Source organism: Bacillus sp. C1, from assembly GCF_054570475.1.
In genome coordinates this window covers 586,157-610,053 of the sequence record NZ_JBTMZT010000002.1, presented here as the reverse complement: position 1 = coordinate 610,053, position 23,897 = coordinate 586,157, and the positions used below count along the sequence as shown (strand labels likewise).

General features: G+C 34.2%; 20 protein-coding genes and 1 pseudogene. 6 read left to right on the top strand and 15 right to left on the bottom strand.

Annotated features, from left to right (window positions below; all coding sequences use genetic code 11):
• Nucleotides 1–512 precede the first annotated feature (512 nt).
• Nucleotides 513–1,766, bottom strand: a complete 1,254-nt coding sequence (locus ACX5JI_RS09505; RefSeq protein WP_459500829.1) for an MDR family MFS transporter — start codon at nucleotides 1,764–1,766, stop codon at nucleotides 513–515.
• Between the two features lie 101 nt (nucleotides 1,767–1,867).
• Between ACX5JI_RS09505 and ACX5JI_RS09500 the strand changes: the two genes are divergently transcribed.
• Nucleotides 1,868–3,514, top strand: a complete 1,647-nt coding sequence (locus tag ACX5JI_RS09500; protein ID WP_459500828.1) for an ABC transporter substrate-binding protein — start codon at nucleotides 1,868–1,870, stop codon at nucleotides 3,512–3,514.
• Between the two features lie 462 nt (nucleotides 3,515–3,976).
• Nucleotides 3,977–4,528 carry a preprotein translocase gene (locus tag ACX5JI_RS09495; protein ID WP_459500827.1) on the top strand — a complete coding sequence of 184 codons (552 nt, stop codon included), beginning with the start codon at nucleotides 3,977–3,979 and terminating at the stop codon, nucleotides 4,526–4,528.
• A 762-nt stretch (nucleotides 4,529–5,290) separates the two neighbouring features.
• Here the strand turns inward: ACX5JI_RS09495 and ACX5JI_RS09490 are convergent.
• The 11 genes and pseudogenes from ACX5JI_RS09490 to ACX5JI_RS09440 all read right to left on the bottom strand — a co-directional run.
• Nucleotides 5,291–5,851: pseudogene (locus tag ACX5JI_RS09490) on the bottom strand (glycoside hydrolase family 25 protein); the annotation flags it as partial.
• Nucleotides 5,852–6,219: 368 nt separating this feature from the next.
• Nucleotides 6,220–7,164: an ROK family protein gene (locus tag ACX5JI_RS09485; protein ID WP_459500826.1), complete on the bottom strand. Its 945-nt coding sequence runs from the start codon at nucleotides 7,162–7,164 to the stop codon at nucleotides 6,220–6,222.
• 19 nt (nucleotides 7,165–7,183) lie between these two features.
• Entirely contained in the window at nucleotides 7,184–8,107 is a 924-nt protein-coding gene (pfkB, locus tag ACX5JI_RS09480) for a 1-phosphofructokinase (RefSeq protein ID WP_459500825.1), read from the bottom strand.
• A 12-nt stretch (nucleotides 8,108–8,119) separates the two neighbouring features.
• Nucleotides 8,120–8,965: a class II fructose-1,6-bisphosphate aldolase gene (fba, locus tag ACX5JI_RS09475; RefSeq protein ID WP_459500824.1), complete on the bottom strand. Its 846-nt coding sequence runs from the start codon at nucleotides 8,963–8,965 to the stop codon at nucleotides 8,120–8,122.
• 4 nt (nucleotides 8,966–8,969) lie between these two features.
• Nucleotides 8,970–10,133: an N-acetylglucosamine-6-phosphate deacetylase gene (nagA, locus tag ACX5JI_RS09470; protein WP_459500823.1), complete on the bottom strand. Its 1,164-nt coding sequence runs from the start codon at nucleotides 10,131–10,133 to the stop codon at nucleotides 8,970–8,972.
• Nucleotides 10,134–10,140: 7 nt separating this feature from the next.
• Complete coding sequence (locus ACX5JI_RS09465; RefSeq protein ID WP_459500822.1) at nucleotides 10,141–11,328, bottom strand: SIS domain-containing protein; 1,188 nt, start codon at nucleotides 11,326–11,328, stop codon at nucleotides 10,141–10,143.
• Nucleotides 11,329–11,401: 73 nt separating this feature from the next.
• Nucleotides 11,402–12,121 (bottom strand): GntR family transcriptional regulator, encoded by a 720-nt coding sequence (locus ACX5JI_RS09460; protein ID WP_459500821.1) that lies wholly within the window; start codon nucleotides 12,119–12,121, stop codon nucleotides 11,402–11,404.
• Between the two features lie 112 nt (nucleotides 12,122–12,233).
• Nucleotides 12,234–13,499 carry a Gfo/Idh/MocA family protein gene (locus ACX5JI_RS09455; protein WP_459500820.1) on the bottom strand — a complete coding sequence of 422 codons (1,266 nt, stop codon included), beginning with the start codon at nucleotides 13,497–13,499 and terminating at the stop codon, nucleotides 12,234–12,236.
• Between the two features lie 26 nt (nucleotides 13,500–13,525).
• Nucleotides 13,526–14,359, bottom strand: a complete 834-nt coding sequence (locus ACX5JI_RS09450) for a carbohydrate ABC transporter permease (protein WP_459500819.1) — start codon at nucleotides 14,357–14,359, stop codon at nucleotides 13,526–13,528.
• Nucleotides 14,352–15,296, bottom strand: coding sequence for a carbohydrate ABC transporter permease (locus ACX5JI_RS09445; protein ID WP_459500818.1), 945 nt, complete (start codon nucleotides 15,294–15,296; stop codon nucleotides 14,352–14,354). Before ACX5JI_RS09445 ends, ACX5JI_RS09450 begins: the two co-directional genes overlap by 8 nt.
• A 59-nt stretch (nucleotides 15,297–15,355) precedes the next feature.
• Entirely contained in the window at nucleotides 15,356–16,606 is a 1,251-nt protein-coding gene (locus ACX5JI_RS09440; protein WP_459500817.1) for an ABC transporter substrate-binding protein, read from the bottom strand.
• A gap of 621 nt (nucleotides 16,607–17,227) precedes the next feature.
• Between ACX5JI_RS09440 and ACX5JI_RS09435 the strand changes: the two genes are divergently transcribed.
• The 4 genes from ACX5JI_RS09435 to ACX5JI_RS09420 all read left to right on the top strand — a co-directional run bounded on the left by ACX5JI_RS09435 (nucleotide 17,228) and on the right by ACX5JI_RS09420 (nucleotide 22,037).
• Nucleotides 17,228–18,091 carry a PucR family transcriptional regulator gene (locus ACX5JI_RS09435; protein WP_459500816.1) on the top strand — a complete coding sequence of 288 codons (864 nt, stop codon included), beginning with the start codon at nucleotides 17,228–17,230 and terminating at the stop codon, nucleotides 18,089–18,091.
• Nucleotides 18,092–18,193: 102 nt separating this feature from the next.
• Complete coding sequence (locus ACX5JI_RS09430) at nucleotides 18,194–19,297, top strand: ABC transporter ATP-binding protein (RefSeq protein WP_459500815.1); 1,104 nt, start codon at nucleotides 18,194–18,196, stop codon at nucleotides 19,295–19,297.
• A gap of 969 nt (nucleotides 19,298–20,266) precedes the next feature.
• Nucleotides 20,267–21,511, top strand: coding sequence for an FtsW/RodA/SpoVE family cell cycle protein (locus ACX5JI_RS09425; RefSeq protein ID WP_459500814.1), 1,245 nt, complete (start codon nucleotides 20,267–20,269; stop codon nucleotides 21,509–21,511).
• A 388-nt stretch (nucleotides 21,512–21,899) separates the two neighbouring features.
• Nucleotides 21,900–22,037 (top strand): DUF3956 family protein, encoded by a 138-nt coding sequence (locus ACX5JI_RS09420; RefSeq protein ID WP_459500813.1) that lies wholly within the window; start codon nucleotides 21,900–21,902, stop codon nucleotides 22,035–22,037.
• Between the two features lie 740 nt (nucleotides 22,038–22,777).
• On the opposite strand, the gene ACX5JI_RS09415 is transcribed toward ACX5JI_RS09420, so the two are convergent.
• From ACX5JI_RS09415 to ACX5JI_RS09405, 3 genes are read right to left on the bottom strand one after another with little or no spacing between them, the layout of a single operon-like run.
• Nucleotides 22,778–22,960: a DUF3976 domain-containing protein gene (locus ACX5JI_RS09415; RefSeq protein WP_459500812.1), complete on the bottom strand. Its 183-nt coding sequence runs from the start codon at nucleotides 22,958–22,960 to the stop codon at nucleotides 22,778–22,780.
• A 29-nt stretch (nucleotides 22,961–22,989) separates the two neighbouring features.
• Nucleotides 22,990–23,367, bottom strand: a complete 378-nt coding sequence (locus tag ACX5JI_RS09410; RefSeq protein WP_459500811.1) for a permease — start codon at nucleotides 23,365–23,367, stop codon at nucleotides 22,990–22,992.
• A 23-nt stretch (nucleotides 23,368–23,390) separates the two neighbouring features.
• On the bottom strand, nucleotides 23,391–23,594 hold the full coding sequence (locus ACX5JI_RS09405; RefSeq protein WP_459500810.1) for a helix-turn-helix transcriptional regulator: 204 nt from the start codon (nucleotides 23,592–23,594) through the stop codon (nucleotides 23,391–23,393).
• Nucleotides 23,595–23,897: the final 303 nt, after the last annotated feature.

The following is a 23,897-nucleotide window of genomic DNA, read 5'->3' as shown; positions in this document are numbered from 1 at the left end:
CTGAATAAAACTCAATATCTCGCTAATAATGTAGATACGCGATTAGCTAGAACTCATTTAGATGGACCTCCAACAGTATGAGTTTAATCCCCTGAGAGCAGTTAGCTTTTGCTAGCTGCTCTTTTATGAGTAGTACTTACTAGGTGCATTCAAAACAATCCCCAGTTACCATAATGTTATAAAAAAACTTAATCTATGCTAGTTTTTCAATCTCATCATTATCCGGATCATAGCTTACTGACAAACATGATGGTAGTTCTAATAACTTCACTACTCTCATCATTTCATCCCAGTTTTTTACTATCGTATACATCGACAAGTACTATCCTTCCTACTAAACCTTTTTAACGCGTTATGTATGAAAAAACCGACTCCGTAAACGGTAAACGGAGCCGGTTTCTTTTTCATTATAAGTTAGCATATGTTATATATGAGTTGCTTGCGGTAATATAGTACGTTTTATCCTCTTTTCCTATATTAACTCTTTCTTTTCCAACTATTAAAGTAATATATTATGATGACATTTTATTCCGCATTTCTTTAGAGTGAATATTGTTTCGAACGAACAGCCCGGTGTATAAGAAACATGTACCAATTACTACAATGATACCAATGTAAACGGACATCATTGTAGGGACTAAGAATGCACCAATGATAATAGTCATTCTTGCAATTAGGTCCGCGCCAATATCTGATAGACCTGCAAAAGCTGAATACGATCCTCTTTTATCCGCCGGGATCATATTAGCTTGTTCTGCATTTCTGACCGGAGAGTAGACAAGTTCACCAACAGTAGCAATAAAATTAAAAATAATGAGTACGTACCAAGTGTTTGCAGATGTTACTGTCACATAGCCTACTCCATAGAGCACAAGACCTAAAAGCAACGCTTCTTTTCCACTGAGACGATCTGTAAATTTATTTACCACAAACGTTAAACATACTACTAAAAGCATATTTTGTATGTTAAGAATACTTAGCATCCTTACTCCTACTATTTCAAAATCCCCAACGTTTATTGGATCAAATGTTTCTGAAAGTCGTATACCAATATAACTGTTTAAAGAGAACTCTGCCGCAAATATGCAAGTAGATCCTATTACAACTCTTAAAAATGCTCTATCTTGAATAGCAACTTTATAGTTTTGAATTAGATCAAATACTATATTTTCATGCTTTTTTTCTAAGAGCTCTTTAACTTCTGCAACTAGCCAAATTTTATAAGCAATCGGTAATATAGCAGAAACAATCGTTAGTAATATAAACAACTCTTTTTGATGATTCATATATAAAAATCCACCTAACGCTGCACCAATTGCCATAGAAAGATTCATAAGCCAATAGTCAATTGTATAAACAGCCTTTCGATTTTCTGGTGTAGTTGAGTCTATGATAATTGCGTGCATGGATGGGCGACCAAGACTGCTTGATATTATAAAACCTACATAAGCGATTGCAAATAACCAAATCACCTTATCTGTAGGATATAAACTTAAGGTCATTAATAAAAACATAAAAGTACTAGAAAAAGAAGTTAATAATAAAATTTTCTTTCGTTGAAAACGATCTGAAATGTAACCTCCTATTAAACTTGAAAAAAAACTTACAATAACCGTTAAGATTAAAAATAATCCAGCCCATACTTTATTTATTTCTTGAGCAAAAAACAATGCCATAAACGGCATTACCGCTGATGTAACAGCACGATTAAAAAACGATGTAATTAATCGTACTTTTATATTTTGCTCAAAGTCTTTCCAATTCATCCTATCTCCCCCTTTTATCTAATGTTATATTAAACTAGACTTATCGAATTAAAAATGGACACATTCAAAAAACATGTCTACTTATAGAAGGAGATAGGAACATGGATAAAAATTTATTGAGCCTATGGCAATCATTTTCTTCAGGAAATATAAAAATAAAAGACCTAGCAGCTTTTTTGAATTTAAGTACAAAGCAAACAGTACGTTACTTACATAAATGGATGGATGAGGGTTGGCTGATTTTCATTTCTGGAAAAGGCAGAGGCAATACCTCCTATCTTCAATGGATAAAAAATATAGAACAAATCTATGAGTCACAAGTAATGGAAATTATGGAGCAACAGCCTGTTGAAAAAAGCAGTAAATATTTACTATATAATTGGTCTCCAAACAGTAAACTACGCTTGATGACTAAGTTCCACTCAAAATTTGGCTATATACATAATTCGGATGATAAATTAATCATTCCTAGAAGAACACCCTTTTTAACAACACATCCACTCGAAGCTGCCGATGTACATAGTGCACATATTGTAGCAAACGTTTTCAATCGCCTTGTTTATATGGATGAAAAAGGGAACATATTTCCTGAAATAGCTCACAGTTGGGATTTAACTCCATCAAAGCTTAGACTCTATTTAAAAAAGTCTATAAAATTTCATGATGGATCCATCTTAACAGCAGCTGACGTGAAACTATGTCTCTCAAAACTATGTAGTCATAACTATTATAAAGACTTATGGGCGCCCATAGAAAAAATAGATGTTGTATCACCATTAGTTATTGATATACATTATCCAGATGGTTGTAGCTATTGTTTACAAATACTATGTATGATAAATACAAGCATTTATAAAGAAAATAACGGTCTAATTATAGGAACCGGTGGTTTTTATATAGGAGCGAATAACCAGGAGAAGACATCATTGATAGCATTTCATGATCATTTTCAAGAAAGACCTTTGCTAGATACAATAGAATTCATTCAGGTTCCTCTAGAATTCGATATGACCTATCAATCTTCCAAGCACCATGAAAACCACTCTACGTTTCAAGTAGAAAAGAATTCAGGTTTCGGTGTGATAATCATGAATGCTTGGCGCAATTCATCAATTCAACAAAGAGATGTTCGTAATTACTTACACTCTATTATCGCTAACAATATGGATCATATTCAGGAATATGATCCTCAAAAAAAACCAAATTCTAAGAGTTGCTTGAAAGACACAGATCATCAAATCGATATCCCAAAAAGAAGCCGTCCGAATTTTAAAGAACCACTTATTATAAAGGCTACTCAGTATACAGAAACAACAACAAAATGGTTACTACATGTCTTAGAAAAAGAAAATATACCTTTTCAAGTTAAATGGGTTTCTTTTGAAAACTATCTTTGGGATGAAAAGCTTAATGAACAAGTTGATCTCTTTATTCATGGTGAAGTATTTGAGATGAATCAAGATATATCATTTTATTATTTTCTAACAGCTAGATATTCACCTTTGGCTAAGATTGTAAAAACAAATAAGACATTAAAAGAGCACCTTGCTACATACAAACATACACCTTTTGAGGAGTGGGCTTCATTAAATAAAAATCTTGAAAAAGAACTAATAGAGTCCTCTATTATGATTCCCCTATACTATGATAAACGTCAGATTCCTTTTTCATCAGATTTAACGAATATTAAGATGAAATATTTTGGGTATGTGGATTTTTCGCAACTTTGGGTAAAATCTTTAATATAAAGGTTACAAGTGTAGTTTTGCAATGAAGTTACGCTATTTTGAAAGGCGTTACGTAATAGAACATAGAATATTCAACAAAAAATTTCATTACTCGTTTCTGAGCAGATAACAATTCATTTTTGTTATCTGTTCTTTTATTAAAGAAAAAATTAGACAGTTTATTTCATTAGGGAACTTCTTGGGCATGGCCCCCACCATATTCAAGGTAAGGTGATAATTCTGAAGATATGATTTCTAATCATCTATTGATATCTTCCTTGTTGATTTTTTCATAGCTCAAACCTAAACTTTTAAAATATTCCCTAGTCATATCTCTGTCCATTCTGATTATTCCCCTTTTCTACAAAATGAAATGTTTATTTAAACCTTACACTTTATATTGGACAAGCATACAAGCCAGTTACTTTTTAGTTGAATAAACTACAGTGTGTCATACAATTCTAAATAATAGGAGGTAATATCTTGGATCCATATCATCATTCTTCAAACTCATATAAAAGATGTTGCTGTCACCATTCATCAAGCCCATCCAAAAAATGTTGCTGCCACCATTCCTCTAAACCATCCGGTTCAGCTTACGGAACTTTTTGGCAAACTGAATTTATAACTGTTCCTTTTGGTGGTTCTTTTTCATTTAATCAAGTTGGTCCAAGTTCAGGGAAAGTTTCTTTACTCAATCCTACTACTATACACTTTAGTCAAGCAGGTGATTATCGTATTTCTTTCATTTCGAGTATTAATACAACTCTAAATCCTGTATTTCCCCACATCCCCGTCATAACTATATTCTTAAATAACAATCCACTTGCTAATAGCCAAGGAAGTTTTGCTCTTCAATTGAATAATTCATCAACTAACGAATGTCATCAACTTGTTGGTGAAACCATTATTAAGGTACCAGCTAATTCAACACTCCAACTTAGAAATAACAGTTCTTTTAATAACCAAAACATTGTAACTTGCGATAACGGTATAAACGCTATAGAACTAACTGTTACAAAACTAACTAAATAAAACAAGCTTATTCTTTTTTATGGGTTAAAAAAAGTAAAAATTAGCGTTCTTATACGACAATGATTTATCTGAAAGTGACGCTTAGTAGGCATAAAAAGAAACCGACTCCAATTACAGAACCGGTTTCTTTTTCATTCTATTACATTAGCTGGCACGTACATAAAAAGAATGTGCAATGATGTCGTATAGTTCCCAATAGTATACATACAATCTATATGCATCTCACAAAACTTAGTAAATGAATCTCAAATTTTTTAAGCGTCTAGCAAAATAACTTTCAAAAAGTTTCACGCTTTATCTAAGCCAATTTACATACGATTCATCAAAATACATCCATCCTTCAGTTCCATCTTTATATACATAAATCCAGTCGTTGTATCTGAAATGAACATACCAAGCTCCACTATTTGCTTCTCCTACTACTTGATCACCTTTGGATGCTCCTTTACGGAGATTGATGTTTGTTCCTGAAATCCAAACAACACCTTTTGTTTTACCATTTTTATTAATTTTACATACATCATCACGCAGCCAGTTTTTTTCAGCTACTTTGTACCAAAAATGAGAGCCATCATAAAACCAGTCTAGATATACATGTCCAGAACCTTTTTTTACTTGGCGTAAAACATTTGCTTGAAGAGATGGATTTTCACGAATATTTGCTATATCTACCGTTACAGTGATAGACCCTAAATTATTTGTTTTCCAATCGGAAGGAAGAGATCCCGGTGCTAGTCCATTTCCTGGCGTGGGCTTATCCCCTCCTAAAAACCAAGATAAATCCTTGTCTCCATTTAAACGATTTAAATCACATTTTCCAATACCAGGTACATCGCCTGTTTCTGTATATTGCCAAAGATCACATGGATACGCTGGCTTGTTATTTCCATAACGCGGGATCCATACAAAATCAACATTCACTTTGTCCAAATTAAATGGCCCGTACACATGATGGCCCGCATATAACCCTACTTTTGGAGCACCGAGTCTACGCAGTTCATCGATAAAAGCTTGCGTTCCTGCTCTCATGTCTCCCATCGTTTGCACTTCCACATCAGCTACCCAAAACAGCGCGTCTTTATCACCGCGATTCCAAAAATCTCTTGCTTCTACCCTTGCATCATTTTCGGAAATAAATCTACAAAAAGCGTAGTTTCCAAACGGAACATGATGCGTCTTCATCGCAGACGCATATGATTGATACATCGGGTCTACATAGTTTGATCCATCTTGTACTCTAGCAATTACTAAATCAAGCTGGGAGGCTGCAGTTCCCCAATTAATAGCACCATTCCATTTCGAAATATCAACAATATTCCCCATGATTCAACATCCCCTTTATTATTATAATATTCAGAGCTTGTTCTTATGGTCAGAGCAAATGCCTATTGCAATATTTATAAATAATAAATAAAGTGTGAGTTGATCTAATGGGCTTTCCATTTCTCGTAATCTACTTTTTTCATTTAAAATGATTGTAATCGCAAGATCCTATATTACTAAACATACATACGCTAAACCGTCTCTTATTTGGAGACGATTTAGCGTATGTACATTCTTTCAGCTTACGAGAATATTGTTGTGCAGCCGTTCCGCATTTACACACTAGTCTCTTTCAAACGTATAAAAGCAACCATCATCCCTCAAATTCGAAAGATAATGGTTGCTTAAAACGAATGGCTTTCTAATGTTTAATTCACATGAAAATGCTCTCTCTCCCACCGGCTTAGCGCTAAGTAGCATACTCCATACAAACCTGCGTCATTATGTAATGTTGCTAGAACAATATTCGTCTTTTTTTGATAAATATCCATTACAGCTTGTTGAAATTTTCCTTGTATTTGTTTTAAAAATGCTTCACCTTGTTCAACAATTCCTCCTCCAATAATAATTAATTCAGGGTTGAACATATGTGTAATATTTACTAATCCAGTAGCGACATAGTGCAAAAATTGTTCATATACATCTTTCGCTACTTGTTCTCCGTTATTGATTCTGTCGATAATTTCTTCTCCTGTTATTTTTTCTATCTCGATTCCTTGCGATAAAGATGCTTTTTTATATTGGCGAATAAGTGCAGAAGTTGATGCATATCGTTCGTAGCATCCTTTTCCACCACAGCTACATTCTTCGCCATTATGAACAATTGTCATATGGCCAACTTCTCCAGCTAAGCCATTAGCACCTTGCAACATCTTGCCGTCTATAATAATGCCACTACCTATTCCTGTCCCAAGCGTCAGTAAAATAATATTTTCTTTTTCAGCCCCTGCTCCTTTCCACCTTTCACCTATGCAGGCCGAACGAACATCATTTTCAATCACGGTTGTGTAACCCGTTTTTCTATAAATATAGTCTACTATTTTCGTACCACTATACCCTGGAATATTAGCAGAAAATATAACTTCTCCTCGTTCACTATCAATGAGCCCGCATGATGATATTCCTACAGAATAAATATCATAGTTCTTTTCTAATTCACGTATTGTTTCGCAAATGTGGTACAGAATTTCTACCTTTTGATTTTGTACTGGCGTCTTTATCTTTCCCTTTTCATATATGCTCCCATGTTCGTCAATGATTGCGTACTTTATGAACGTTCCTCCAATATCAAAACAAGCGAAGTTCTTTTTCATATTCCTCCCCTTCCTACTCTTACATAACAGTAATGTCATGATATAAACGCTCAACTATTTGCGGCTGTATATAACCGGTTGCTTTTTCTACTGCATTTGCCATTCCACAAGCAGAAGCAAATCGAATCGCATTCTCTACTTCATATCCTTTTGCTAATGCATATGTCATCCCTGCAACCATTGCATCACCTGATCCGACAGAATTAACAGAAGATATTTCTGGAAGAATCGCCCTGAATTGCTGTTCTTTCGTTATTAATATTGCCCCTTCTTTTCCAAGTGAAAGAAGTACATACTGTACGCCGCTTTGGCATATTTCATTTGCTGCCACAATCATTTCTTCATGTGACACATGTTTTTTTTGCAGTAAGTGACAGATTTCTTGTTGGTTTGGTTTAATAAGGAATGGTTTCCCTTGTATACCATGAAATAATGCCTCACCACTTGTATCTAATATAAATTTCTTTCCATTGTCTCCCGCTTTTTGTGCCAACTGTTTATAAAATGATTTTGGAATACCATTTGGCAAGCTTCCTGATGCAACTATATACTCAAAATTCTCTACTATTTTTTCATATTTTTTTATAAAAAGAGCTATTTCATCTTTAGAAATAGCTGGACCTTCTTCTAATACTTCTGTAGCTGAAGCAGAATTCTTTGTTATAAGTGCTAAACAGTGACGAGTTTCTTCATTAATAGAAACAAATTCATCTATTATTGATTGTTCTTTCAGTTTTTCTCGAATAAACTCACCATTTTTCCCGCCAAGAAAACCGCTTCCTATTACTTCTTCTCCTAGTAAGCGAAGCACGCGTGACACATTCATTCCTTTTCCACCGGCAGTTTTTTCATAATCCTTCGTACGATGCACCTCGTACAGTTTTAGTTTTTCTAATTCATATCGCATATCAACGGATGGATTCAATGTAATTGTCGCAATCATAAAAGTATCTCCCTACACACGGTTTAAACTGTTACACATCTTTATTTTATCTGCAACAACTCGTTTCATCGCACGAATTGCATCTGAAAAGTATTTACGCGGATCATTTTCTTCTGGATGAGTATATAAATAATTACGTAATTCTGTCACAAATGCAATTTTTAATTCTGTTGCGATGTTCACTTTACAAATTCCGAGTCGAATTGTTTCTTGAACTAGACTGTTAGATAGTCCAGATGCTCCGTGAAGGACAAGTGGAATATCAATTTGTTTCTGAATATCTGCTAATCTTTGCAAATCTAATTTCGGTTCCCCTTTGTATAACCCATGCGCTGTTCCAATCGCGACTGCTAACGAATCAATATTTGTACGTTCTACAAATTCCTTCGCTTGATAAGGATCCGTATAAATTGAAGTTTCTACTATTATATTCTCTTCTATTCCTGATAACTGACCTAATTCAGCTTCTACCGTTGTCCCGTATTGTTTTGCATACGAAACAATCTCCTGAACAATCTGAATATTCCTCTCAAAAGGATGATGTGATGCATCAATCATAACAGAGCGAACCCCTAAATCGATACATTCTTTAATATCTTCTACATCTTCATGATGATCTAAATGCAAACTAATTGGTATATCATATAATTTCCTTGCCGCTTCAATCATATTGACGAGAAATTCTTTCCCCATATACTTAATCGTACCTGGTGTAGCTGCGATAATAACTGGCGATCGAAGCTCTACCGCGGTTTCAATTACCGCTTTTAAAGTTTCTAAGTTATGAATATTAAAAGCAGGAACGGCATAACCATTTTCTTGTGCATTTCGCAATATAAATTGAGTGGAAACAAGCATATTCTCAAACCCTTTCTTTTTTCTTGTGATATTTCATTTCTCCCCCAACTACTGTCCCTATAAGATCTAAATCCTCTGTCAATATAAGAAAATCAGCTCTTTTTCCTGGTGCGATACTACCAATTTCTTGGTCAATTCCAATACTTTTTGCCGGAATAAGCGATCCCATATGAACACTTTCCCATAACGATGCATTTGTCCATTTTTTCATATTCTTTACACCATCAATGAATTGAAGTGTGCTTCCTGCTAACGAGCCTGTCTCCGTTCGTGCAATTCCGTCTTTTACATGAACAGCAAATTCTCCTAAATGATATGTACCATCTCCTAGTAAACCTGCTCGCATACAATCACTGACTAAGCATATGTTATGATAGCCTTTACATTTATAAAAAATATTCACGACACTTGGATGTACATGATGCCCATCTGCAATCATTTCACCGTACACATGATCAGTGGAAAGTACAGTTCCAACAACACCAGGTTCTCGGTGATGTAATCCCTTCATTCCGTTAAATGTGTGTACAAAGATTGTTGCTCCTGCCTGAATAGCTTCTTGACACAATTCATAGTTCGCATTTGTATGACCAATTGCCACTTGAATATTATGTTTTACCGCTTGTTCTATAAATGGTATAGCTCCTTGTCTCTCGGGTGCTATAGCAATTTTTTTCACTGTTCCTTCAGATGCACCAATCCACTCTTTTAATAACTCCACAGTAGGATCAATAAAATATTTTGGATTCTGCGCTCCTTTATGCATCTCAGTGAAACATGGTCCTTCCAGAAATGCTCCGATAATAGTCGCTCCTGCAACCCCTCTTTTTTTCGCACTAGCTATATTTCTCAACGCTTCTGCCGTATTTTCTAAAGAATCAGTTAATGTTGTAGGCAAAAAGCTCGTAACACCGCTTTCTAATAACTTAATAGAAATATGATTTAACGATTCATATGTGCTATCCATTACATCGTACCCTGCCAAACCATGAATATGCGTATCAATAAATCCTGGAGCAATAATACTCTCTTCAAAATCCATTATCATTGCTCCGTCTATTACTTCTTCAACATGATTGAGAAAATAACCATTTACAACGTGTAAATACCCACTTTCACGTACACCATCTTCTAATACATACATAGATGCTTTTACATAATAATTCATGCTCCTCTTATTCCCTTTCTCTATACGGATGTACTGTTACACCTTGAACGACACGATTTACACTCCCGCTCGGACAAGGATTATCAGGAGTAATTCCGAGTGTGATAGATTTATATAACGCTAGCATTTGTCCATATAATATATAAATGAATGATATATATATATCATCTTTTACATCTTGAGCACCGTTGCATAGGAACGTATCACAATTTTCACGTGCTTCCTGATCATCTTGATGCGTTATAACAATAATATCGTTTCGTTCTTTTTCATGAAAAATCTCTCTTAATAAATCTATATCATATTTTTTCGTATACTCATTATTAGATAAGAATAATACAATGAGTGTATCTTTATCTAAAATCGATTTTGGCCCATGCCTAAATCCAAGTGGTGTGTCAAACATAACTGGAATACGACCAGCAGTTAACTCTAAAAATTTCAATGCCGCCTCCCGTGAAAGCCCTTCAAACACTCCTGATCCTAAAAATACAATTTTACGAAAATCTTTTTCGGCGATACGTTGCATTTCCTGTTCTTGTTTTTCAATTACTCTCTTTCCTATACGAACAATATCCATAATGCTAGATTCTAAACTAGGAAGGTGCTTGTAATTACATAGCAAAATTGCAGTTAACATCATAGTGGTAAAACTTCCTGTCATCGCAAATCCTCGATCATTTGCTGCCTTTGGCATATAGATAACTAGAGCATTCTTTTTCTGATGAAATTGCTTTGCTAAATTTCCTTCTTCATTACAAGTTAAAATAATATGATAAACAGAATGAACAATTTTTTCTCCTAACTCCACTGCTGCTACACTTTCTGGGCTATTACCAGAACGAGCAAAGGATACTAAAATTGTTGGAATATCTTGCTGTAAATAATAATAAGGACTTGAAACAATATTCGTTGTTGGAATACTTTCAATATGCATTTTCTTTAAATCTACTATTTTTTTCATATACGGTACGATTGTATCCCCAACAAAAGCAGATGTCCCAGCACCCGTGAAAATAATTCGTACTTGCTCATGCTGACTTGAAATATGTGAAAAGAATGTTGTAATTTCATGATGATTGCTTTGGACAATCGAATATACTTGTTCCCAAAGATCTGGCTGCTGTGCAATCTCTTTGGCTGTAAAATACGCTCCATATTGCTTTCTTCTTTCTTCATTTGCATGTAATAGCATTTGCAAAACCCCCTTAACTTAATATCTCATCACGTCATCATTACCAGTTGAATTACAATAAGTAGCGTTATACTTATTGTAATTCAACTGTGTAAGTAAATTTATCCCCTCTAGCAATTGTTTCTGTATACTCAATTATATTATCTTTTGCATAGGTGATTCGCTCCAGCAATAAAGATGGTTCATTCACTTGAATTTGCAACCATGTTGCCTGATCCTTATTTGCAGCAATCGCTTTAAAGTTTTCTATGGCCCTTGTAATATGAACTTGATATTTTGTACGAAAAATATCGTACATTGGTGTCCCTTCTAGTTCTTCTTTCGTTAAATACGGAAAGAATTTAACAGGAATATAAGATGTTTCAAACAACATCGGTTCTTGATCAGCTAACCTGAGTCTTGTAATTTGATAAACTTCCTCTTCATAATCAAGGTTCATAATTTTCGCTATTTTCTTATCGCAATTTACTACAGAAAATGAGACTACTTTTGATGATGGAACTTTTCCAAACTTCTTCATTTCTTCTGTGAAGCTATAAAAACGGACTAGACTTTGATTAAATACACGAGGTGAGACAAAACTTCCTTTTCCATGTTTTTTATAAATGTATCCTTCTTTCTCTAACTCTTGCATCGTCTGTCTAACAGTTGTTCTGCTTACATCATGAATCTCACATAATTCGCGTTCTGACGGAAGCTTATCATGCTCTTGTAACTTCCCAGTTTCAATTGATTCTACAATAATATCCATTAATTGATAATATAATGGTGTTCGATTATCTTTTACAATCATGTTTTACTCCCTCATCCATAAAGTTGTTATAACCAGTTTACGGCTATTATAACGAATGGAAATCGGAATTACTACCACTTTATGTAAAGCGGTGCTCCATCAGTTACATTTCTCACTTCACTTGTTTCATGCTTTCTTGCAATTCTGTTACATATTGTTTTAAAGATACCGTTTCACCTGTTACTCTTGATTTTTCAGCAGCAAATGCAATTAAATGACTATTTGCTGAAACCATTGCAGACGTTAAACTTTCTGTTGTATTACTTTTTACTTTTTCAATGAAATCAGTCATGATCGCATTGTCTGCGCCCATATGTCCACCAGCTATTGTTTCAGGATAAACTGTTTCAACTTCACCAGAAAAATATTTAATTTTCAGTTCATTCAAAACGTCATGCCCCTGAATTTCCCCATTCGTTCCCATAATTTTGAAATCACGGAAACATTCTTTTGTAAATGCAGACATTGTAAAAGCAACTGTTACATCATTATCAAACAACAAATTTACAACTTGATGGTCTACAACATCATTATCACAATGATACACACAGCGTCCGTAAGGCCCCGTTTTTAATGCTTCCATCCTTCTATCAATGTTTGTATCAATGGAAACTACATTCGCTGGCCATTCATCCTTCTCATGTAAATACCACTTTAAAGCAGAATATTCACAGCTTCCCTCAACTTCACACCCGTCTGTACAACGTAAGGTCGAACCTTTTGGTGCATGTTCAGATTTAAAATGAGTCAAACTTCCAAATGACGAAATTTTTGTACACTCGGCACCTACAAGCCATTGCAACACATCCATATCATGACAACATTTCTGTAAAATCATCGAACTAGATTCAGACATATTCCGCCAATTCCCTCGCACGAAGCTATGTGCTTGATGCCAGTGACCGACATTTTCATTCCATTGAATTGAAACGATATCCCCTATTTTCTTTTGATCAACAATTTCCTTTAAAGCCCGGTAAAATGGTGCATATCTTAATACATGACACACGGTTAATAATGCATTATGTTTCGTTGCAGCTTCGGCAATTTCCAATGTTTCTATAGGACTTGGTGACATTGGTTTTTCTAATAAAATTTTGTACCCTTTCTCAATTGCTTGCATAACAGGCTTGTAATGAAACCGATCAGGTGAACAAATCAGTACAACATCGCAAAATTTTTCTTTTTCTAATAATTGCTCCCATGTTTCAAACTGCATATTTTCCGTGATGCTGTGCATTTGAGAAAACTTTTTTCTTTTTGCATCATCTATTTCTGCAACGGCAATAAAGTTTATCTCTGTTGGATGTTCTAATGCGTAAGATGCATAGGCATACATCCCCCTGCTTCCTGCCCCAACCAAAGCTGCTGTAATCATACGTATCCTCTCCTATTCTATTACTCTTATTTTCCACCTGTAATCGTAATTCCTTCAATAAATTGTTTTTGTAAAAACATAAATAGTAACAACATCGGTAAAATAGCTAAAAATGACCCTGCCATTAATACTGGATAGTTTGTTGCATATTGCCCTTGTAGTGAAGATAATCCAACTGACAATGTCATCATATCTGGCGAATTATTTACAATCATTGGCCACATTAATTCATTCCAAGACCATAGTGTTGTAAAGATTCCAAGCGCAATTAAACCTGGTTTCGCAAGTGGCAGCATCACATGCCAATAAATTTGAAAATGATTACAACCATCTAGCCTCGCAGCTTCTTCTAGTTCCTTTGGAATGCCCATAAAAAACTGACGTAATAAAAAGGTCCCAAATGCACTAAACAGCCCTGGTACAATTACCGCTTGTAATGTATTCAACCAATCTAGTTTTACCATAATTAAATATTGAGGAAGCAAAAACACTTGAGCTGGAACCATTAGAACAGAAAGAGTTAACAAAAATAGTATATTTCTACCTGGGAATTGGATTCTAGCAAAAGCATAGGCTGCTAATGAACACAAGAACAGTTGACCGATTGTTCGGACTATTGTAACGATCACTGTATTCATCATAAATTTTAAAAATGGTAAAAGCGTAAATATTTCTGTATAGTTACTCCACATAAATTGAGATGGGATGATAACGGGTGGAACTTGAACAGATTCTGCATATGTCTTTAAAGAAGTTAATATCATCCAAATAAAAGGTCCAATTGTTAATATAGCACCTATGATAAGAAGCGCATGAATGATAATCGTATTCTTATTGACTGCACCCATTCTTTTATTCATCATAATGCACCCACTTTTTCTGTAATATCATTTGAATCGCTGTAATAATTAGTATGATGACCAATAATACAACCGCTATGGCTGCAGAATATCCCTTTTCATTTAATACAAAGGCGTTTTGGAAAAATAAATACACAACAGATTGCGTATTCTCAATCGCATTACTTGTTCTCCCAATCATCATAAAGATAAGATCGAATACTTGAAACGCTCCAATTAAAGACATGATTGTTACAAAAAAGATAACTGGTGACAAAAGTGGCAATGTAATCTTAAAGAAAATAGTAATAGGCTTAGCTCCATCCATAATTGCTGCTTCATAATATGTTTTTGGGATGTTTTGAAGACCAGATAGAAAAATAACCATGTTATAGCCAATTCCACCCCAAATCGCAACTATAATAACAGAATATAAGGCAACATTAGGATCGGTAAGCCAATTAGGCCCGTCAATTCCAAACCATGACAAAATGTAATTTAGTAACCCGTAGTCAGAATTATAGAGCCATTTCCATACCATCGCGATTGCAGCTGGCATCGTAATAACAGGTAAAAAATATAACGTTCGATAAAAGGATTTCCCTCTAATATTTTGATTTAATAGTACCGCTAATATGATCGATAAAAATATACCTATCGGAACAGTAAGTACAATATAAATGAATGTATTTTGAAACGCCTTTCCTAAATCTTTATCAGTAAACATCTTTTTATAGTTTTCCAGTCCAATCCATTCATAGCTACCAAACGCATCCCATGCTGTAAAACTAAAATAAATATTTTGTAAAATCGGCCACATATAGAAGATAAACAAGCCAAGCATAGTTGGAGCAATCATGACATATGCCCATATATAATCTAATTTCTTTTTCTTTTTATACTTTTTTTGTGCTTGTATGATTTTTGGTTCTTCTACTTTTACTGACAAATCTTCCACCTGTTACCCCCCTTTAATTTTTTGATTTGAAATAAGGAGAGAATTCCTCTCCTTATTTTTTATTTTTTAGAAAGGATGTCATTTGCTTTCTCTGTTAATTCCTTTGTAGCTTCTTCAACACTCACTTCTTCTCCCCATACTCTTTTTAACGTTTTTGTTTCTTGTTCCCACAATGCTCCTGTATTTTTCACACTTGGTAATGGATAAGAATAGTCAACTCCAGCGATATATGCCTGTAAATTCAAGTTCGGAACAGATTTCACCCACGCTTCTTGTGTCCCATTAAAAGCAGGAATAACTGTCCCAGTTTCTGCAAACACATCTGCCGCCTCTTTCGAACCTAAATACTTTACAAGCTCCCAAGCTGCATCTGGATATTTTGTTTTCGCTGAAATCACATTTGCTAAACCATGAATCGTAACAGCTCGTTCTTTTCCTTTTGGCATAACAGCAACATTTAAATCTTGATTTTTCTTATACTCTGGTACCATCCAAGGACCATCATAAATCATCGCCACTTTACCGGATAAAAATAAGTCAGAAGCCGTTGTCTCTGTCATTTGAGCAAATGTTGGTGATAATCCTTCTTTAATAAAGCTAATGTTATAATTGAATGCTTCAATTGCCTCCGGTTTATTAAATCCAACTGTTTTTTTATCTTTCGAAAGAACATACCCTTTATTTTGATAAATAAGATCATAATACCCACCTTGATTGCCCATCGCCGCGGCAAATCCCCAAACACCTTTTTCCTTATTATTCAATTTTTTTGCTGCTTCTTTCATTTTCTCCCAATCCCATGACTCGTCAGGATATGCTACTCCAGCTTCATCAAATAATTTCTTATTGTACCAAAGTGCAGTTGTATCAAGATCTTTTGGAATACCATATGTTTTCTTATCTACTGTATATAAATCGATTAAAGATTTCGGGTAATTATCTAGTTTATACTGATCCTTTTTCGCTTTATCATCTAAAGGCAGCAACACTTTCCCAGAAGCATATTTCGTAATATTTGGTCCATTCATCCAAAATACATCTGGTAATGCATTTCCCGTCGCTGCTGTTTCAAGCTTCTGAAAATACTGTCCATACGATGTTAATTCGATTTTCACCTTAATATTCGGATGTTTTTCATTAAATTGTTTCATCACCTTTTCCACAGCAGGCAGTTGTTTTTTATCCCATAACGCATACCGTAATTCTACTTTTTCCCCGTTAGATGATGTACTTGCTTTTTCGTCACCATTGGAACATCCTGCTACTACAAATAACAATGCTGACAAACATAATATAAGCCACTTTTTCATCTCGTTTCCCCCTCTACAACTGATTGTCTTATAGTAAAATCTCCATCAATGGTTTTATGACACACTGATGATTAGTTGAACTCGCAAACCGGATTTCACAAAAAAATGTACAATTTGTTTCGTTATTCCAAATTAAAATGTCAAGCTAAGTACTGAATTTCACCTTTCGTAAATAAAGCGTTTACAATTAAGTTTCTTTTAGTTGTAAAAAAACAATTTTCTTATCCCTCTTCCCTCTTTATCACTTTAAATATAATGATGTCACTACCAGTTGAATTCATAAACTATCATTGCTATATTAGTTACATAAGTTGTAAAATCGATCATGACATAGTGTTGTCATTACCAGTTGTTATGAAGTATAACACCACATCTTTTTCTTCCGCAATACTTTTTCTGAATTTTCTATAAATTTTTGATGCATTTTTTTCTTAGATTATGAGTTTTTATTTTATCCTATCACTTCAAAATCTAGAAAAAAGCATGGCAAGCCCCCACCTATCTATCTTCCTTGCTTCTCTCTGAACCTTGAGATGGGGGTCTTAATGCCCGCCAATAGCGGGATAACATTTCCATTCATGAACGTTTCACTTTATCTTATAAAACTGAAGGAGTGTTCATATGATTCAACAATTAAAAACATATTACGGTAAAGATATAAAGATCAATGAACTAGCATTATCTGAGGATTATACTTGGTTTTTAGTTGAAGGAAATAAAGTAGGAATTCGTAAATCCCGTTTACATCAAAGAGAAAGTCAATTACTTTCATCCCTCTTAACTCCCATTCATACTCCTACATTTTATAAAACAGAACAAGAAAAATTATGGTATGAAGCTTTATATCAACATAAAGATATTTCTATAAACTCTGTTCGTTTTTTACACTTTTTCACGAAACAACCGATAATAGAGCGAGAAGAATTTCAAGATGCTTTACAGTCCATGTTTTCCTTTACTACTACAACTATATGGGAATCACCTCAAGCAGGGGTCGTTATATTAGAAGAAGAGTTATCAGAATATATATTGCAAACAGCTCTTGATACATTGGAATCAGATTTTTTTATATCACTTTCTTTTTTTATCGGGAGACACTATACAAACATAAATCCCCTTTCTCAGTTGTATCAATCGGAGCGGAAATTATTTTCTTTTCTTTCTCCCTATTTACAAAGAAAAATTACATATATTGAGCACTTACTCCCTTACCAATTCATTATCTCATTACCAAAAGAAGACAGAGAAAAATACACGAAGCAATTATTAGCACAGATTATAGATGATAAAGAACTAATCGATAGTGTTAAAGTATTCTTTCAATGTAATTTAAATGTATCACTTGCAGCAAAACAATTATATTTGCATCGTAATACCTTGCAGTATCGAATTGATAAATTTATTGAGAAAACAGGCATTAATATAAAAACATTTGAAGGCGCTGTAGCAGTTTACATGGCCCTTCTTTCTTTAGACATATCGTAAAATTGCATACATACTCCTACATTTTTTGTGCAATCTGTCAATTTATCTACGGATAAAAAAGACTTATAATTCAATCAATTAACGAAAAAGGAGTGAGTAATAATGGCAGAACTAGTATTAGATCATATTTTTAAAGTTTATGACAATAAAATGACCGCTGTTTCTGATTTCAATTTACATATTCAAGACAAAGAGTTTATCGTATTTGTTGGTCCTTCTGGATGCGGAAAATCTACAACTTTACGTATGATTGCCGGCCTAGAAGATATTTCTGAAGGCTCATTTTATATTGACGGAGAACGCATGAATGATATCGCTCCAAAAGATCGTGACATTGCGATGGTGTTTCAAAATTACGCACTATACCCACATATGTCTGTTTATGACAATATGGCATTTGGCCTAAAACTACGAAAACTCCCAAAAGACGAAATTAATCGCCGTGTAACAGATGCGGCAAAAATATTAGGACTTGAAGATTATTTAAAGCGGAAGCCAAAAGCGTTATCAGGTGGACAGCGTCAACGTGTTGCATTAGGAAGAGCTATCGTTCGTGATGCAAAAGTATTTTTAATGGACGAACCTTTATCCAATTTAGACGCAAAATTACGTGTAAGTATGCGCTCTGAAATCTCGAAACTTCATCGTCGTTTAAACACTACAACCATATATGTAACACATGATCAAACAGAAGCAATGACAATGGCGTCACGTCTTGTTGTTATGAAAGATGGTATCATCCAGCAAGTTGGTACCCCAAAAGAAGTATATGATACTCCTGAAAATGTTTTTGTTGGTGGTTTTATTGGTTCCCCAGCTATGAATTTTTTTACCGGAACATTACAAGATGGTTATTTCCATATAGAAAGCATTCGTTTTAAAGTACCAGAAGGCCAATTAAAATTATTAGAGAAAAAAGGTTATAACGGAAAAGAAATTATACTTGGTATTCGTCCTGAGGATATTCATGATGAACCAATTGTGCTGCAATCTTCTCCTGAATCAACCGTCGAAATTACTATTGAAGTAGCTGAACTATTAGGTGCAGAATCTATGATTCATGGAAAACTTGCAAACCAAAACTTTGTTGCACGAATCAATGCCCGTTCAGAAATTAAAGCTACCGATAAAATCCCATTAGCCTTCAGCTTAACAAAAGCACACTTTTTCGATAGTGATACACAGCAGCGTATACGGAACGAATAAACATGCTATATAAATACAAATTGAAAAACCGACAAACCCCTTTCTTTTTAATTGGAAGCGAGCATCCGACCGAGTGTAGTAGCGGTCAGTTCCCTTTTTAGCCCCATGCCATGTAAAAACAAAAAGAAGAAATAAGTGGGGATTTCCTTTTGTTTTCATAACCGTCATTTAGATGTTGGAAAATCAAAATGGATTTATATAGTTTCAAATCTAACTAGTAGTTTCGTATAATGAATCTCTCCTTATGCGAAATTACACCTAGCACATTCGCTGTATGAGCAATGCAAAGAAGCAGATTTTTTTCATAGAAAACGACTCTGTCATACGAGTCGTTTTTTAGTACATAATGTATCTTATAATTAGACAGATAAGAAATACCATATTATCAAGTTTTTCTTAATTCCCCATTTATAAGAAGTATTCATATTTTTATACATTTGCTTAAAAGCACCATTTTCAGTACCCTAACACCGTTATTTCCTGCATAAATTTTACCTTGTTAGCTATCCCCTTTTTTATTCCGTTTCAACAGTATGCGAAATACAAAAGAATAAGTAATCCAGTGATAGGCATAAATCCCCCGTAATCAATTAGATCATCTACATCTTTAGATGCCAGCCACATTTTGCTGTTGATTTATAATAAAGATTGATAAAAAATCCCATTTTGTAGAGTATTTCTTCGTTCAACAATCGGACCATTTAATTAAGTACGTCTTATTAAACGAGCGGTGGCAGGATAATGAATTTCATGGAGTACAATAAGAAAGGAGAGTAGAGAATGATTTAGAAAACAAAAAGGGATATGCCTTTGTTAAAATAACAGATTTATTTTTAGCGAAGCAAAATTAAACTTGACATAAAGATAGGTTTAACAAAACGGTATGGACATTGCCAACCGTTTTGTTAAGGAATTAAAAAAACTTTTCAACGGCGTACATCGTCTAATAAATTGAAAGGAGGAACTGATGTGGATGAATTAACAGCAGAGGTGTTTGAAATAGAAGATAAGGAGAACATTATAGATGAGATAATGAACAAGTATGGACAGGAGATCTTACAGCTTGTTTATTCATATGTAAATAATAAAGAGGTTGCTGAGGACAAGGCGGTTGAACAAATGGGTAGCCCAATTAAACTTGGTCAAGAACTTAACAAACTTCATAAGCCAAAGGTTGATTGGTTGATTATTATTTTATTAGTAACTGCTATGGGGCTAGGTTTCTTGCCAATAGTAGCTCTTGGATATACGAATCATTTTCTAATCAATAAGGTGATATTTGTTATTCTTGGTGTTGTGACAGCTTTTGGGATGATGATGATTGATTATCGGAAATTAGAGAGTCTTGGATGGCTGTTTTACACAATCGGAGTACTCATCCTGTTCATGATAAGCTATTTCCCAAACACTACAATCCATGGAGAACCTTTTATAAAAATTGGCCCCATTACAATGGAATGTTTAATGGCTGTACCATTCTTTTTTCTAGCCTGGGCTTCTTTTTTCAATAACAGTAGGTTAAAAGTTTGGTATCTCGGGATTTTGTATCTATTTTCTTTGTATCTATTCTTAACTATACCAAATCTCTCCGCAACCTTTATCTATATCATGATGGTGTTCGTTATGCTTTGGTGGAGTAAGTTAGGTAAGAAAAAAGCACTGATAATTACAGTTATACCAATTTGCTTATCTATCATTGGCGGAATATTTTTTTGGTCCTCAATAAAGGAATACCAGTTGGCTAGAATTTTAGGGTTTTTAAGCCTAGAAAATTACGCAGGTGGTCCAGGGTATATGTATTTACGTTTAAAAGAGTTAATGTCGTCAGCAGGGTGGTTTGGTACATCTGGAAATATAAAGTTCATTCAAGCGGCACATACTGATTTTGTGTTTGCAAGTTTGACTTACTATTATGGATATTTGTTTGCACTTATCCTTGTCTTGATTCTGTCCCTTTTTGTCGCAAGGATAATGGTCATATCTCATAAAATAAATGGTCATTACGGTAAATTGCTTCTTGTTGGTGGAATGACTCTTTTTGTAGTCCAGTTCATTTGTAACGTTGGAATGATCCTAGGCTTCTTACCGCTCACTTCTATATCCTTGCCTTTTATTAGCTATGGATTGATGCCAACTCTATTTAATGCGTTTTTAATGGGTATCGTGTTAAGTGTGTATCGACGTAAAAATTTGATATCAAGTAGTTTCATTTAGAATTGCATCTGAAATTTCTTTAAATTAATTTAACAAAGAAACTTTACACTGACATAGATATTTAACTCATTGCAGAATAGGGCCCTTTAAGTGAGCAAGGATAACAAAAATTATTAAACTTTTTTTATAAAAGGATGCTTCAATTGAATACAGAAAAAGCGTGTTTTGATCAATCTTTTTTCAAAACACGCTTTTTTTATTTGCCCCTTTCATCAAGGTTTATTCAGTTCATTTAATCAAACTTTATTCCAAAACTACATTTGCCTCTTGAGTTTAATTATTTTGACCAATACAAGTTTCTCAACTCTATTAAAACCATCAATTTATCTATCACGTTTTATAAATTAATACATATATTATAGTAGATTACTAGAAAGGAGGCGGAAACATGACAAGCTGCATTCTGTTCGTAAACGGCCAACCTTTTTTAGTTGTCTCAGTCGCTGGTATTGAAGTTGCTAGATTAGAGATTTCTCTTGAAGTAGCACTAGCTTTACAAGTTTTAGGAATCCCAATTTGTTCGTAATGTATTGGTACTAGTTTAAGAGAGCCGCGGCTCTCTTTTTTTATGCTCCAGCGCTTATCTCATCATCCGTTCTATTCAATAAAAAAGAGCACCTACTTTAAGTAAGTACTCTTCTATGAAAGGAGAAGCGATATGTCACAAGCTATTTAAGCTTGTCCCCGCAATATAATATATGCTTTTCCGTTCTGAAGTGTGAAAGAGGATATCTCCTAAATTTCACAAAATATTATCGCCGAGGGATTCCGTTCTCTTTTTTATGCTCCATCGCTTATCTCACCATCTGTTCTATTCAATAAAAAAGAGCACCTACTTAAGTAAGTACTCTTCTGTGAAAGGAGAAGGGGTACGTCACAAGCTACTTAAGCCTGTCCCCGTAATATACTATATGCTCTCCTTTCAAGAATGTGAAGGAAAATACCCCCTAATTTTCACAAATTTTATCATCTCGATCATTGAGGGCTTCAACTCTCTTTTTCATTTTATTTCAGAAGTAACAAAATGAGTTCGATTCTTTGAAACCTTTTCTCCCCCTCTTTTTTTATCGTTTTCGTCACACGATAAAAAAACATTCTCATTGTATGTTTTGAAGGTAATATACATCACTACTAAATCCTATAAGATTCCTCCGCGGCATTTATTACCTCCTCACTTTTTAATACTGTACTTAAACATTTTGTTCAAAGTAGGAAACAAAACAGCTTCTCTAAGTCTACACTAGAGAAGCTGTTTTCATTATCCTTTTAAAATTGTCTACTTACTAAGACAATCAACACGATAATCCCTACAAGCATCACTACTAAACACCCTAGCAGCTTATAGAAACCTCTCTTCGTCAATGTATTCCCTTGTATATCTTTACGAATTAATAAATACACTGCTAAAAATAAAAGCAGCCCTATACCAAAAGCATATATGAATTGCATGTATCTCATTCACCTTTCTCATTTTCGTTTTAATACTTTTTAGACAAAATCACAAATGAAATAAAAACTGTACAAATTGTTAGTGCCGCTAAAATGTTAAGCAGTTCGATCGCAGACAATGTAACAATCTTTACATTTAATCCAATAGAAAAAATTACATAATACGCCAGCAAAGCAAAATACGAATAAAACATCCCTTTCTGACGGATTAATTTCATTCTCTCGTCTTTCTCTTTAAATTGCGGATGAAGATAACTTAAGCAAAAGCTCATCACTGTCATCGCTAATAATGTGTATGTTTGTGGCGGTGGTGATGAATGTGCCATTATTCCTATAAACAACATAAAGCCGCCCATAACTAAAAAGATTATTCCCATAATGAAAAAATACTTTTGTGAGTAGTTCATCCTCATTCCCCCCTTATATACATTTACCTTTCTTTTTCTTCATAAAGAAACACATTCTCAATGGTTGTTTGAAATGTTTTCGCAATTTCAAATGCTAAAGGAAGGGATGGATCATATTTACCTTTTTCAATTGAAATAATCGTTTGTCTCGAAACGCCCAGTTTTTCAGCTAGTTTCTCTTGAGACAATCCGAACTTTTTTCGATATTCCACCATTTTATTTTCCAAAGAAATCTCTCCTTCCCCCTTACATCGAGTATAAATGTAAAGTAAACTTTACGTCAAGCACCCTTTACATTAAATGCGTACCTCTCCTTCCTACTGTAGTTATGAAACCACTTATTTTACTTTCACCTAGCATAATGCTAACGCTATCTTCCATCTAAAAGAAATGATTTTCTCATATATATTGATACTCTTCATTATCTTTATCCCTAAGTAAATAAGAAAAATTAATATCGTTATATGTACTTTATCTTTTGTAAATATTACACTTCTTTTCCTTTATAAATAAAACTGGCTATCTTTTTC

Bases quoted from the DNA above. Each gene is read 5' to 3' on its own strand.
- ACX5JI_RS09505 (WP_459500829.1), bottom strand. From the start codon at position 1,766: ATGAATTGGAAAGACTTTGAGCAAAATATAAAAGTACGATTAATTACA.
- ACX5JI_RS09500 (WP_459500828.1), top strand. From the start codon at position 1,868: ATGGATAAAAATTTATTGAGCCTATGGCAATCATTTTCTTCAGGAAAT.
- ACX5JI_RS09485 (WP_459500826.1), bottom strand. From the start codon at position 7,164: ATGAAAAAGAACTTCGCTTGTTTTGATATTGGAGGAACGTTCATAAAG.
- pfkB (WP_459500825.1), bottom strand. From the start codon at position 8,107: ATGATTGCGACAATTACATTGAATCCATCCGTTGATATGCGATATGAA.
- fba (WP_459500824.1), bottom strand. From the start codon at position 8,965: ATGCTTGTTTCCACTCAATTTATATTGCGAAATGCACAAGAAAATGGT.
- nagA (WP_459500823.1), bottom strand. From the start codon at position 10,133: ATGAATTATTATGTAAAAGCATCTATGTATGTATTAGAAGATGGTGTA.
- ACX5JI_RS09465 (WP_459500822.1), bottom strand. From the start codon at position 11,328: ATGCTATTACATGCAAATGAAGAAAGAAGAAAGCAATATGGAGCGTAT.
- ACX5JI_RS09460 (WP_459500821.1), bottom strand. From the start codon at position 12,121: ATGATTGTAAAAGATAATCGAACACCATTATATTATCAATTAATGGAT.
- ACX5JI_RS09455 (WP_459500820.1), bottom strand. From the start codon at position 13,499: ATGATTACAGCAGCTTTGGTTGGGGCAGGAAGCAGGGGGATGTATGCC.
- ACX5JI_RS09450 (WP_459500819.1), bottom strand. From the start codon at position 14,359: ATGAATAAAAGAATGGGTGCAGTCAATAAGAATACGATTATCATTCAT.
- ACX5JI_RS09440 (WP_459500817.1), bottom strand. From the start codon at position 16,606: ATGAAAAAGTGGCTTATATTATGTTTGTCAGCATTGTTATTTGTAGTA.
- ACX5JI_RS09435 (WP_459500816.1), top strand. From the start codon at position 17,228: ATGATTCAACAATTAAAAACATATTACGGTAAAGATATAAAGATCAAT.
- ACX5JI_RS09430 (WP_459500815.1), top strand. From the start codon at position 18,194: ATGGCAGAACTAGTATTAGATCATATTTTTAAAGTTTATGACAATAAA.
- ACX5JI_RS09420 (WP_459500813.1), top strand. From the start codon at position 21,900: ATGACAAGCTGCATTCTGTTCGTAAACGGCCAACCTTTTTTAGTTGTC.
- ACX5JI_RS09415 (WP_459500812.1), bottom strand. From the start codon at position 22,960: ATGCAATTCATATATGCTTTTGGTATAGGGCTGCTTTTATTTTTAGCA.
- ACX5JI_RS09410 (WP_459500811.1), bottom strand. From the start codon at position 23,367: ATGAACTACTCACAAAAGTATTTTTTCATTATGGGAATAATCTTTTTA.